Here is a 12652-nt window from a genome sequence, read left to right as displayed (position 1 = left end):
GGGAATCCGTGTTTCGCATTGGTTTGCGGTCTGCTGGCGCAGGCTTGATTGTCGCTGCTCTGATTGGATCGGTTGGGGCGACGGGGTCGGTTGCGAAGGACGCTCGGCCTTCGCCAGCTGCCGCCAGTGACGCGCGCACCAGCGCATACGAGCCGCCGAAGATTCGCTACGGGAAGCAAGTTGGCAAGGCATCCAAGCTTGTTCCCGGACCTAAGCGCGCTGACCTGAGCAGAGCCCAACTTGCCACGCTTGCCTCAAGTGGCCCTCCGCCGGTGGTGGTGAGCAACGCGCAGGGCGACCAGATCCGGTTTGGCAGCCTGGCTCGTGGGACTGAAGGAGACCCGTACTTCAACTGCTCCTACGGGGACCCGGCCAAGAGCTTTTGGGGTGGCAAGGCGTTCGTGTATTGCCCCTTCGTCTCCCTTTGGGATTCTGCATCCAACTCGAACTCGGCGACGTCAACTAACAGCGCGCAGGACACGGCATGGGATGCCTGCGGGACGATGATCTTCTCGGGGGGTAACAGCGGTTACCACGACGACGGGGATGCCTCCCGCCTGACGATGGGCGATGGCATTGACGGTGACACATCATTGCTTGGTTCACGGGGGTATCGGTACCCGCGTTCGGGTGTGTGCTTTGGCGATTGGGTCACAGAGTTCTCTTTCACGGTTCGGTTCACCGACGGCCAGACCCTTACGGCGACGGTCACGCAGACGTTCCCCGTGTACGCGAGCGCCTCGGCCATGGTGGCGCAAACGGTCATCCAGCCGGCTCCGGAGGGTGGCGCGATTGGCGATAAGGAGCAGCTGGCTGGGTGTGGTCAGAGCCGGTCCACGCGCACCCAGGCGACACGGTTCCCCGTGGATCCGGCGACCGGAAACTTCTGGCACACCTTCACCGACCTGACGATCCCGGGCCGTGGCCCTGCGATCAGCGCGCGACGCACCTACAACTCCGTGTTGGCCCAGAATGATGGTCCGTTCGGGTACGGCTGGTCCGACGCCTACGGCGAACGCCTCAACATAGGCGCAGACTCCGTCACGTTCCAAGGCTGCAACGGCTCCGAGACAACCTTCGACAAGGAGGCGGACGGCTCGTACACCGCACCACCCCGCGTTGTTGGCACACTCACGCGCGATGCGCAAGGCGGGTTCGCCTACGCCGTGGCCGGCGGCAACACCAAGACCTTTGACGACCAAGGCCGCCTGACGTCGATCACGGACCCCTTCGACCAGGCGACGACCGTCACGTATCCGTCAAGCAACACGCGGGTGGTGACGGACCCCGCCGGGCGCACGGTGACCTTCACCTTCACCAATGGCCGTATCAGCGAACTACGCGATGGAGCCACGCCCGCAAGGGTCGTGACCTACGACTACGACCCGAGTGGAAACCTCACCGACGTCACCGACGTGGGAGGTGGGCACTGGCAGTTCGGCTACGACCAGGGCCACCACCTTCTCACCATGCGGTCCCCGCGATTCCACCAGTCGACCCAGTCACCTCCGCCTGTCGTCACGACGCACTACGACACTCAGGGGCGGGTGGATTGGCAGTCGGATCAGTTGGGGCGCAAGACGACCTTCGCGTATCAAACGAGCCCGACCGCGACCGTCGTCACCGACCCGGCCGGGAACGCGACGCGCTACGAGTACCAAGACGGGTTGATGGTCTTCGAGACCCGCGGATACAACAGCCCGAACTCGAACGACTGGCTGTACCGATACGACCCCGCAACGCTGGGCCGGACGCTCGTGGTCGACGGCAACGGATACCAGAGCTCCGCCACGTACGAGGCTGACGGCGACCTCAGCACAGCGGTCGACGCCAATAACGTGCAGACGAGCTATACCTACAACGCCCGGCATCAAGTGCGTACGGTTACTCGAAACATGTCAGCCGTCTCCCGCGACGTGGTGACCACCTTCGACTACGACGCATCCGGGCGGCTGAGGACGACATCCCAGCCCCTGATCTCCACCGGTGGGAACGTTACTGACACCGCGGTGACCACCCTCGAGTACGGCGACTCCGCACACCCGACCGACATCACTGGCGTGGTCGACCCTGGCGGGCACCGCACCACACGACGGTACGACAACGCCGGAAACCTCATTGCCGTCATCCAGCCGCCGACCGCACAAAACCCGGACGGCGACGAGACCACCTTCAGCTACGCGCAATACACGGGATGGCTGATGAGTGCCACCACGGCGCGTGGGAATCTGCCCGGCGCAGCGCCCGGGTCGTACACGACGACCTGGACGCACAACGCCTACGGAGACATCACAGCGGTGCGCAACCCGCTGTGGTCGGCGACGACCCCGGTCGCCAACCAGGTCGTGTTCACCTACGACGACGACGGCAACCTGGCCACATCCACCGACGGCATGGGACGCATCACCACCCTCACCTATGACGCGGCAGCCCAACTCACCAAAGCCGAACGCGGAACCACCCGCCTTCAACTAAACGACTACTACCCCAATGGTCGACTCAAGAGCACCACGGACGCCCTCGATGGCGAGACCAAGTTCACCTACGACTCCCTCGGAAACGTCCTCACGCGGACCGATCCGCTGAACCGGGTGACCACGCTGGCCACCGACCCACTGGGCCACGTCACCGCCGTCACGGACCCCAGCGGGCAAACCACCACCTACCGCTACAACGCCCTCGGCCAGGTCAAGGCAATCACCTTCCCATCCGGCGGCCCCGTCAGTTACTCCAACATCGCCTACGACGAGTTCGGCCGCCGAACAGCCGCCACCTCCACGGCAGGCACGGCCTCCTGGGTGTACGACAGCCTGGGGCGCCTGACCGGATCGACCAGCGCCACGGGCACAACCGTCGGCTACGGCTACGACCTCGAAGGACGCCAAACCAGCATCACCTACCCCAACAGCGCGGGCGCGGTCGTCCGTCACTACGACGAGTCCGACCGACTCACCGCCCTTGAGGCGTTCGGCGAGGCGCCCACCCAGTTCACTTACGAGGCGGACGGCGCCCTGAAGGGAATCCAATACCCCAACGGAACGGCAACCTCCTACCAGCACGACCAGGCGGGCCGCGTCCAGTCGATCAGCGCCACCCGCGGCGGAACGGTACAGACGAGCTTCGGCTACACCTATGACGGCAATGGCCAGGTCGCTACCGCCACTTCCACAGGCGTTCCCAGCGACAACCACACCTACACCTACGACGACCAGGCCCGCCTCAAGACCGTCGACAACCAGACCGCCCAGTACGACGGGAACGGGAACCTGACCACTCGCCTGGACGGCGTGAAACAGGCGTACGACCCGGCCTCCCAACTCTCCGGCAACCCGGCCGCGCCCATCACACCCGTCGGGTCGTCCAGTACATCCAACTCGAACGCCACGACCCTGACGCTGACCCTCCCCGCAGTGCAAGCCGGTGACCTAGCAGTCCTGTACGTCAGCTACCCGGCCGGCAAGACACTCACAGGCCCGGCCGGTGCCACCGAACGCGGCACCTACCTGTCCGGCGGCAGCAAGCCCGGCAACCTCGGCGTCTACACGAAGACACTGACCAGCACCGACACCTCCATCACCGTGTCGTTCCAAGGAAAGTTCGACAAGTCCGCCGCCGTCACCGTCTACCGCAACGTGAACCCCGTGAACCCGGTCGGCACCGTCACCGGCGCCTTCAACGCTGCCGGAACCTCCACCACCGTTCAATCCTTCGCCACCCAACCCGGAAACCGGCTGGTCTGGGGCGCCGGGGCGTACGGCACGGCAGGCACGTGGACACCCCCATCCGGAACCACGGCACGCACGAGCAAGACCGGGTCCAGCACCGACGTTGCCGTGGCAGACCAAGAAACTACCGGCTCGCCAACGGGCGCCATGGCAGCCACCCACACGACCAGTGCTGCCCTCACCACCGGGGTCCTGCTCCTGCAGCAGGCCGAAACCACCTACACGCACGACACCCGCGGCAACCGCACGAGCAGACTTGACCCAGCCGGCACCAGCACAAACTGGACCTTCGACAACGCCAACCAGCTGACCACCGCCGCCGGTGCCGCGTACACGTACGACGTCGACGGTCTGCGGACAACCAAGACAGTAAGCGGCACCACCACCAACTACGCCTGGGACGTGACCGCTCCCAACGCCGAACTGCTCGCCGACAAGGACGCCAACTACGTTTACGGCCCAAACGGCCTCCCCCTCCAACGAGTCACCGCCTCAGGCCGGTCCTACTACCAGCACGACCTGCTCGGCTCCACCCGCGCCCTCACCGACGCCACCGGCACCGTCCAGGCGACCCTCACATACGACCCCTACGGGAGCACCACCAGCGCAACCGGGTCCAGCACCAACCCCCTCAAATACGCCGGCCAATACCAAGACACAGACACCGGCCTCTACTACATGCGCGCCCGCTACTACGACCCCACCACCGCGAGCTTCCTCTCCCGCGACCCCCTCGAAGCGACGACAGCCCAGCCCTACGGCTACGCAGCCAACGACCCCATCAACCTCACCGACCCATCCGGACAGTGCCCCGTATGCCCCGCCGTAGCAGGAGCCCTCTGGGGCGGATTCGGCAACTACTTCAGCCAGGTCATGCGCAACCCACAGGCCGAATGCGACCCGATCGGCGAACTGAACTGGAAGGAGCTTGGTAAGGCCGCGCTCGAAGGCGCCGGACTTGCTGCGGGCGTCCAGGGGGCCGTCGCTGCCGTGGGAGCACGAGGTGTTGCAACCAGCAGCAGTTCGGCAGTCCTCGAGTTCGGCAGTCGAGCAGCCGCCCGGCAAGGCATCTCGGGGGATGCGTCGGCAGCCGTCAATCGCTTCTTCCGAGGTTCAACTGCGAAGAGTCAGGACTTCCGGGTGACCGAAATGGCCAGCGGCGGCTACAGACTTCAATTCTTCTCCCCTGCAAGAAACCCGGGCTACGGCAAGCTCTACGTTCAGGAGATCGATTCACAGGGCAACATCGTTGTCGAATACAAGAACACCGTAGGACCAAATGGCTTCATCGAAACGAAGTGGGTACATGGTGAGGGCTAGTGGCGAGCACGATGAGCTGGCAATTGCCCTCGGTCGGGTCCTAAATGGGGATGCGGCTGGCATGGCCGCGATCGTCGCCGTGGATCACGACCACCTTAGCGAGGCGGTTGCCGATCAGGAGGATCCGTTCGTCGTCTCGCGGGCTGCTGCCGTTGCCCTCCTCGACGGACTGCGGCGAGGCCTAATCACCCCCACTGAGGCACAAGTCTGGGCCTCCTTCGTCCGCCGGGGGTACGTGGCGAACGAGGGGGGTGGGCCAGTACGGGCTCTGGACATAGCTTTCGAGGATGCCTGGGAGGACGCGATTTCGGCTGCGGTGTCCCGGCTGGACGAGATCGGCGACCTAGTCGACGGAGAGGTCGAGCGCGGCGAAGTGCTCGACCTGCTGCAGCTCCTCGGCGAGCAGGGTGACCTATGAAGGCGCGTGCTCATGGCCGCGACTCAGAGCGGCAGCCGGTTTGTTGGGTCATTCGAGTGAGTCCTGTCCGTCGAAACCAGGGTGCGCGTTAGACGGAGGCCACTGAAAAGCCGCGCCTCGCCGGGTACCGAAGAGCTGCGCCGGGTACCGAAGACTCATCCGTGGTGAGGACTGGACTATTCGGGCAGTATCCGCAGGGCATAACCCCGGCCGAGCATCCGCTCGTAAGCGACCAGGACGTCGTCAGGCACCAGTTGAGCGGTAGCGAAGCCTTGGTTCGCGTAGACCCAGATGCGCTGAGTGTCGCCTACCAGCATGTTGAGCACCCTGTCCCGGTCGCCAATGGACGCGATGTAGTCGGCAAGGGTCTGCGGCCGTGAAGAGCAGATGACGTCGAGTTCGGGCCAGAGCTGCTGACATGTCGCGAAGGCGCGACGCTGTTGGTAGGGGCGGCTGATGATGGTCGCGGAGGTGGGGTGGATGCCTTCGCGTTCGAGCAGTGCGCGGGTCAGTGTGAAGTTTTCGCCGGTGTTGCGTGCGTGTTCTTCGAGGACGATCGCTGTGTCCGGGACTCCGAGCTGTTCGGCTCGTTCGCCGTAGTGGACCGCTTCCCCGCGGGGGAAGACTTCGACGGTCGTGGGTGCGTTGGCTCCGCTAAAGACGATGAGCGGGAACCGGCCCTGCCGGTAGAGGTCTGCAGTGTGTTCGGCGACGCCGATGTCGTGGCTGCCGAGACCGATCGCGATGTCGGTGTTCCGCGGCTCGTGGTGCATCTGGTGGTAGTCCCAGAGGATCTGGGCATCATCCATGACGCTCACGGCTGCCTCCTCATTCCGGCATGTCGTAGGTGTAGGTCCACGAGAAACGCGAGGCGGCGTGGACTCCGGTCGCGTACTCCACGGCATACCCGTCCTTGGTCCTGGTGATTCGCTCAAGGATCATGACCGGCTCTCCGGCTGGGAGTTCCAGCGTCGACATCTCGTCTGGTGTCGGCATCCGGGCGTGAAACGTCTCGGTGATCTCGTGGGGTTCAAGGCCTTGGAGCGTGAGGACGGCGAAGCCACCGCCGCGACCAGCCGGTCCCGGCGTCGCATCGACCAGGGGAGTGCCCTCGACGTCCTGGGGCCGGTAGTAGCTCGTGAGCGTGTGGGTGGGCCGGCCCTCTTGCTTGACGATGCGGGCTCGGGCGTAGACCTGGGAGCCGGGCTCGATGCCAAGGACTTCGACGGCCCTGGGTGGCGGGCTGACCAGCTCGACGGTCTGGGTCTGGTCGGTGCGCTGCCAGGGCTGTCCGGATGCCTCACGGTCGGCGATGAAGGCGACGCTGTCGCCGAACTTCCACATGCTCTTGGAGTACCGCTCGGCCCCCAGCCGGCGCATGGGCGGTCGTTCGCGAACGACGGTCCCTCGTCGTCGAACCGGGGTTACCAGACCCTCGGCCGACCAAGGGCACGCCTGGTCAGGCGCTTTCGCTGGCCGAGTTGCGGGTGTTCGTCGCAGCCCTCAAGCCTCCGCATCACGAGATCGCACTGGTCCTGGCGTTGGCTGGTCTGCGGTGGTCGGAGATCGCTGCGCTCGATGAGCGCGACGCGATGCGGGACGACGCCGGACGGCTGTTCCTGGCAATCAGGCGTCGCCATGTCCTCGACGAGGAGGGCAAGCGGGTCACTCTGCCGGGCACGAAGGGTGGGCGAGGTGTCACCCGGATGGTGCCGGTCCTGCCCGAGTTGGTGCCCATCGTGGAGCGTCACCTGACCGGGAAGCCGGACGCCCCGCTCTTCCCCTCGCCGCGAGGCGCGCGCCTCGACTCACGGCATTGGCGGCGAGACGGAGGGTGGAAGGAGGCGTGTGAGGTCGTCGACCGGGTAGGCCTGCGTCCCCATGACCTGCGGCACACCGCTGCAACGGCATGGCTCCGGATGACCGGCGACCTCAAGGCGGTCCAGAGCCTCATGGGGCACAGCACCGCGAGCATGACGCTCGACCTCTACGCGCACGTCCTCAACGACACCTTGACCAGGGCAGCGGACATGATGGCCAAGGGCTTGGCTGACGCGGCCGACGTGGAGTCTGAGAGCGCGGGCGAGTCCCTAAGAAATGCCGAGGGCTCGTAATGGGCTCGCAAGCGGCGTTCTTCGTGCTGTTCGATGTGGTCGCAGTTGCCAGGATTGTGGCTCTGACCTGCGGAAACATGTTGGTCGGGGTGACAGGATTTGAACCTGCGGCCTCTTCGTCCCGAACGAAGCGCGCTACCAAGCTGCGCCACACCCCGTGGCAATCGCCACCCACGCCAGTTCGACGGGAGCAGCGACAGTGAAGGATAGCCCACCTCACCCGGCCGCTCCCAATCGGTATGCCGGGTGCTCGCGGCCGGTGGTCGGGTCACCGACAATCGCGGCGCCAGCGCCACGGATCGACGCCGATCCGGACGAAGCACCTCCATCCGTGGCCACAGTGGCACGGATCGAAGCCAGGTGGCTCAGGAGCGCGGCGCCAGGGTGAGCAGCGTGGCCTCGGGGCGGCAGCAGAACCGGACGGGGGCGTAGGGCGACGTGCCCAGCCCCGCCGACACGTGCAGCCACGCTGCGTCCGGGGGCGCGGCGGACGACGGGGCGGACCCGGCCCCGGGCCACCAGCGCGAGACCCCCTTGGCCCGGTCGGTCGGCAGGTCGCAGTTGGTGACCAGCGCGCCGTAGAAGGGCAGCGCGAGCTGGCCGCCGTGCGTGTGGCCCGCGATCAGGAGCCGGGCTCCGTCCGCGGCCATCGGGTCGAGCACGCGCTGGTAGGGGGCGTGCGTGACGCCGATCGTCACGGCGGCGGAGGTCGAGGCCGGCCCGGCCACGGCGGCATACTCGTCCATCCGGATGTGGGCGTCGTCGGTGCCGACGAGCTCCACCTCTGCCCCGCCGACGGACAGGGTGGTGCGGGCGTTGTCGAGGTCGACCCATCCGCCGTCGCGCAGGCCGGCGCGCAGGTCCTCGACCGGCAGGCGCACCCGGCCCGCTGGAGCGTGGGCGTGCCGTCGGGTGAGGTAGCGGGCCGGGTTCTTCGGCACCGGCGCGTAGTAGTCGTTGGAGCCCATGACGAACACGCCTGGGAACGCGAACAACGGCTCCATCGCGCGCAGCGCCCCCGGGACCGCGTCGAGGGCAGCGAGGTTGTCACCCGAGTTGACCACCAGGTCGGGCTCCAACGCCGCGAGGCCACGCACCCACTCGATGCGGCGACGCTGGCGGGGCACGAGGTGGAGGTCGGAGACCTGGAGGACGCGCAGCGGCCGCGACCCGGGCGCGAGCACCGGCACGGTGAACCGCCGCAGGGCGAACCAGTTGCGCTCGACCACGCTGGCGTAGCCGACGCCCGCCACGCCCAGCGCGGCGACACCAGCGACCGTGCCCAGCGCGGCGCCCAGGGGAGTGTTCATCCCCGTCATCCTTGCAAACCGGATCTCGGTGTGTCGGACCACCACCCGCCTGCGAGACTGGGGGCATGACCGAGCAGAGTCTCAAGGCCACCGTCCAGAGCGACCTCACCGACGCCATCCGCCAGCGGGATGCGGTGCGGTCGGGCACGCTCCGCCTCGCGCTCACCTCCATCACCAACGAAGAGGTGTCGGGCACGGAAGCGCGCGAGCTCAGTGACGACGAGGTGCTCAAGGTGCTGGCGAAGGAGGCCAAGAAGCGCAAGGAGGCCGCAACCGCGTATGCCGGTGCAGGGCGCCCCGAGCTAGCCGCCAAGGAGGAGGCCGAGCTCGCGGTCCTCGAGGCCTACCTGCCCGCCCAGCTCTCTGACGACGAGCTCACGTCCATCGTCGCCGCCGCGATCGCGCAGACCGGGGCGACCGGTATGCCGCAGCTCGGCCAGGTCATGAAGGTCGCCCAGGGCGTCGTGGCCGGCCGCGCCGACGGTGGTCGCGTGGCCGCCGCCGTGAAGGCGGCGCTGACCAAGGGCTGACCCTGCTGTGGTGAGCCGCCCGCGGAGCCGGCTCCGCGGCATACCGAGACGAAAGGGCCCCGCACCGATGGTGCGGGGCCCTTTCGTCTGTCACCCGTGACCGGGTGGTGGCTTGGTCTTGGTCGGCTTCGGGTCGGGCGTCTTGGTGGGGTCGGGCTTGGGCGGCGGGTTGAAGCCGCTCGAGACGTAGAGGCCGACCGTCGACCCGCGCAGCGCCGAGCCGCTCGGGTTGGTGTAGACCACGATGCCCTGCGGGTAGCCGCTGTTGGTCTGTCCGGCGACCTGCACGAGGAAGCCGGCCTCCTTGAGCCTCGCGGTGGCCTCCGCGACCGACATGCCGCCGACGAAGGGCACCGAGATGCGGTCGCCGTTGACGATCTTGTTGCTCGGGTCGTCGAACTGGCGCTCGGGCAGGCCCTGCGACGCGTTCTCGATCAGGTTCTTCCAGATCGGAGCCGCGATGTCACCACCGAAGACGCCTCGGTAGTAGTTGCCGCCGAGCTGGATGCCGTTCATCCCGTTCTGCGAGTAGGGCGTGCCCACCCAGACCGCGGCGGCTCGCTGGGCCGTGTAGCCGACGAACCAGGACTCGACGTGCTTGTCGGTGGTGCCCGTCTTGCCGGCTGCGGGTCGCGAGCCGAGCTTCGCCCGGCTGCCGGTGCCGTCCTTGATCACACCGGTGAGCAGCTCGGTGGCGCCCTTGGCGACGTCGGGGTCGATGACCTGCTTGCAGCTCGTCGCGCCGATCTTGAGCGGCTTCCGGTCGGCGGTGGTGATCGACAGGATCGGGTTCGGGGGGCAGTACTTGCCGTTGTTCGCCAGGATCGCGTAGGAGCTGGCGAGGGTCATCGGAGTGACGTCACCGGTGCCGAGGACGGTGCTGGCGTAGCACGGCAGGTTCGTTCCCGAGCCGGTGTGCAGGTGCATCTTCGTCATCGTGTTGAGCACGTTCCTGGTGCCCAGCTTGAAGGTCAGCGACGCGAACGCGGTGTTGATGGAGTCGGCGGTCGCCTTCTTCAGCGGCAGCGGCTTGCCACCGATCGCGTAGTCGTTGTGGATCGTGTAGGGCCCACCCGGGGCGCAGGAACCGATCTCCTGCGGGGTGTAGACGGCGCCCCGCGTCGTGCTGGCGAACTTCGACGGCACCGTGCCGTTGACCGGCGTGCCGGTCTCGAGGGCCCGCACGATCGCGAACATCTTGGCCGTGGAGCCGAACTGGAAGCCCGCCGTGCCGTTGTACTTCTCGTCGACGTTCCAGTTCACCTCGGTGTAGCCGTAGGCGTTCTGCTGGGCCTTCGTCGTCGGGTACTTGGTGTTCTGCACCATGGCGAGCACCCGGCCGGTGCTGGGCTCGATGATCGTGCCGGCGCTGCCGACCATCCTGGAGTAGCCCGCCTTGGTCTTGTCCTTGGAGTCCTTGCCCATCGCGGTGTTGCCGAACGGCACCCGCTTGGTCAGGTCCTTGAGCGACTGCTCCTGCACCTGCGGGTCGAGCGTGGTCTGGATGGTCAGGCCGCCGCCGGTGATGTTCTTGATCCGCTCCGGACGGGTCTTGCCGAGCACGTCGAGGGCATGGTTGTCCATGTCCTTGAGGTACTCCATGACGTAGTTGCAGAAGTACGGCTCGGACGACGCGGCGCAGTTGCTCAGCGGGTTCTTCAGCTTGAGCATCTTCTTGACCGGGATGGCCTTCGCGGACTTGAGCTGCTTGGCCGTGATGATCCCCAGGGCGTACATCCGGTCGAGGACCACGTCGCGACGGGCCTGGGCCTTCTCGGGGTAGTTGCGCGGGTCGGTCTTGCCCGGGTTCTGCACGAGACCGGCGAGCAGGGCGGCTTGGGGGATGTTCAGCTTCGACGCGCTGACGCTGAAGTAGTGCTGGGCGGCGGCCTCGACGCCGTACGCGAGGTCGCCGTAGTAGGCCAGGTTGAGGTAGCCCTGCAGGATCTGGTCCTTGGTCATCTCCTTCTCCAGGGTGACCGCGTACTTGATCTCCTGGATCTTGCGCGCTGCGCTCTTGCGGACGGCCGCCTGGGCGGCCTCCTCGTCGTTGTTCCGCAGCGCGTTCTCCTGCAGCGTCAGCTTGACGTACTGCTGGGTCAGCGTGGACGCGCCCTGGACGTCGCCGCCCTGGGCATTCGACGCCACCGCGCGCAAGATGCCTCGGGGGTCGACCCCGCCATGCTCGTAGAACCGGCTGTCCTCGATGGCGATCTGCGCCTTCTGCATGATCGGCGCGACCTGCTTGAGGTTGACGATGATGCGGTTCTCCTGCTGGGGAGTCGCCAGGATGCCGCCGCGGGCGTCCTTGATGGTCGACTGCTGCGACAGCTGGGTGGCGGTGAACTCGCCGGGAAGGTCGTCGAACATCTTCACGCCGGAGGTCGCCGCGCTGCCCGTGGCGCCCACCGCGGGGATGAGCAGACCAGCCGTCAGCAGGCCCATGACCATCGCCGTGGCGACGAAGGCTCCGAGCAGGCTGACGACATTTCCGAGGTTGGTGGCGCGTCCTTGCATGCCGACAGGGTAACTGCCGAACCTTGAGCAGCCCGTTTCCCGCGAGTTGGGCAGCTGTATGGGCTGTTTGCGCCCGATTACGTCCTAGTTTTCGCACCGCCCGTTGGAGCGAGCCGCGATGGCTCGGAGTGACTAGTCCCTTTGGTCATGCCAGAACCACACGAATGGGCCATGTCGTCGGAGTGCCTTCAGTTCCTATCGTTTCCACACGTCGATACGGACATAAGACGCACGGTGAAGCGTCTGAAGCAGGAGTATCTGGAGGAACTGACAATGACTATCGCACCGGAGCGGCCCACCGGGCCCGCAGGGACCGTGTGGATGGATGACTGGGCCCCGCTGGGCTCCTGCTCCAAGTCAGACCCTGATGCACTCTTCGTCCAGGGTGCGGCCCAGCAGACCGCCAAGGTCGTCTGCCAGCGTTGCCCCGTGATCGCCGAGTGCCTCGCCGACGCCCTCGACAACCGCACCGAGTTCGGCGTCTGGGGTGGGATGACCGAGCGTGAGCGCCGGGCCCTGCTCAAGCGTCGTCCCAACATCACCTCCTGGGCCGCCCTGTTCGCGCAGGCCCGCAACCAGACCCCCTCCGAGGCGGAGAGCGCCTGACCTCGTCTGCACTCATGAGACGCCGCGGCTATCGCGGACCCCCGAACGAAGCCCTTGACCCATCCCCCGCGGGTCAGGGGCTTCGTCGTTCCTCGGACACCGGGTCGGGTGA

At 66.6% G+C, this 12652-nt stretch carries 9 protein-coding genes and 1 tRNA gene; 5 read left to right on the top strand and 5 right to left on the bottom strand.

Annotation, left to right across the window (positions count from 1 at the left end; translation table 11 throughout):
* Positions 1-278: 278 nt before the first annotated feature.
* Together ASG95_RS22280 and ASG95_RS19385 are read left to right on the top strand one after the other, a co-directional pair.
* Complete coding sequence (locus ASG95_RS22280) at positions 279-5045, top strand: RHS repeat-associated core domain-containing protein (RefSeq protein ID WP_162259427.1); 4767 nt, start codon at positions 279-281, stop codon at positions 5043-5045.
* Between the two features lie 61 nt (positions 5046-5106).
* Positions 5107-5463: a hypothetical protein gene (locus tag ASG95_RS19385; protein ID WP_157582276.1), complete on the top strand. Its 357-nt coding sequence runs from the start codon at positions 5107-5109 to the stop codon at positions 5461-5463.
* Between the two features lie 176 nt (positions 5464-5639).
* Here ASG95_RS19385 and ASG95_RS19380 read toward each other — a convergent pair whose 3' ends face one another.
* Positions 5640-6272, bottom strand: a complete 633-nt coding sequence (locus tag ASG95_RS19380) for a YdcF family protein (protein WP_057379015.1) — start codon at positions 6270-6272, stop codon at positions 5640-5642.
* Between the two features lie 19 nt (positions 6273-6291).
* Positions 6292-6843, bottom strand: coding sequence for a UTRA domain-containing protein (locus ASG95_RS19375; protein WP_082592899.1), 552 nt, complete (start codon positions 6841-6843; stop codon positions 6292-6294).
* 107 nt (positions 6844-6950) lie between these two features.
* On the opposite strand from ASG95_RS19375, the gene ASG95_RS19370 reads away from it, so the two are divergent.
* A complete protein-coding gene (locus ASG95_RS19370; protein ID WP_057378506.1) occupies positions 6951-7577 on the top strand; it encodes a site-specific integrase in 627 nt (208 codons plus the stop codon).
* A gap of 81 nt (positions 7578-7658) precedes the next feature.
* On the opposite strand, the gene ASG95_RS19365 is transcribed toward ASG95_RS19370, so the two are convergent.
* Positions 7659-7735, bottom strand: a tRNA-Pro gene (locus tag ASG95_RS19365).
* Positions 7736-7942: 207 nt separating this feature from the next.
* Positions 7943-8887 (bottom strand): metallophosphoesterase, encoded by a 945-nt coding sequence (locus ASG95_RS19360; RefSeq protein WP_057378505.1) that lies wholly within the window; start codon positions 8885-8887, stop codon positions 7943-7945.
* A 65-nt stretch (positions 8888-8952) separates the two neighbouring features.
* Between ASG95_RS19360 and ASG95_RS19355 the strand changes: the two genes are divergently transcribed.
* Positions 8953-9417, top strand: a complete 465-nt coding sequence (locus ASG95_RS19355; RefSeq protein WP_057378504.1) for a GatB/YqeY domain-containing protein — start codon at positions 8953-8955, stop codon at positions 9415-9417.
* A gap of 90 nt (positions 9418-9507) precedes the next feature.
* Here ASG95_RS19355 and ASG95_RS19350 read toward each other — a convergent pair whose 3' ends face one another.
* A complete protein-coding gene (locus tag ASG95_RS19350) occupies positions 9508-11934 on the bottom strand; it encodes a transglycosylase domain-containing protein (protein ID WP_057378503.1) in 2427 nt (808 codons plus the stop codon).
* A 273-nt stretch (positions 11935-12207) separates the two neighbouring features.
* Here ASG95_RS19350 and ASG95_RS19345 point away from each other — a divergent pair, with 273 nt between their 5' ends.
* Positions 12208-12540 (top strand): WhiB family transcriptional regulator, encoded by a 333-nt coding sequence (locus ASG95_RS19345; protein WP_082592895.1) that lies wholly within the window; start codon positions 12208-12210, stop codon positions 12538-12540.
* Positions 12541-12652 lie beyond the last annotated feature (112 nt).

Source organism: Phycicoccus sp. Soil803, assembly GCF_001429685.1.
In the GTDB taxonomy this organism is placed as follows: domain Bacteria; phylum Actinomycetota; class Actinomycetes; order Actinomycetales; family Dermatophilaceae; genus Pedococcus.
This window is presented reverse-complemented; position numbering and strand designations above follow the sequence as displayed.

Coding starts and splice junctions, on each gene's coding strand:
- ASG95_RS19380 (WP_057379015.1), bottom strand. CDS start 6,272: ATGGATGATGCCCAGATCCTCTGGGACTACCACCAGATGCACCACGAG.
- ASG95_RS19355 (WP_057378504.1), top strand. CDS start 8,953: ATGACCGAGCAGAGTCTCAAGGCCACCGTCCAGAGCGACCTCACCGAC.
- ASG95_RS19385 (WP_157582276.1), top strand. CDS start 5,107: ATGGCCGCGATCGTCGCCGTGGATCACGACCACCTTAGCGAGGCGGTT.
- ASG95_RS19375 (WP_082592899.1), bottom strand. CDS start 6,843: ATGCGCCGGCTGGGGGCCGAGCGGTACTCCAAGAGCATGTGGAAGTTC.
- ASG95_RS19350 (WP_057378503.1), bottom strand. CDS start 11,934: ATGCAAGGACGCGCCACCAACCTCGGAAATGTCGTCAGCCTGCTCGGA.
- ASG95_RS19360 (WP_057378505.1), bottom strand. CDS start 8,887: ATGAACACTCCCCTGGGCGCCGCGCTGGGCACGGTCGCTGGTGTCGCC.
- ASG95_RS19345 (WP_082592895.1), top strand. CDS start 12,208: ATGACTATCGCACCGGAGCGGCCCACCGGGCCCGCAGGGACCGTGTGG.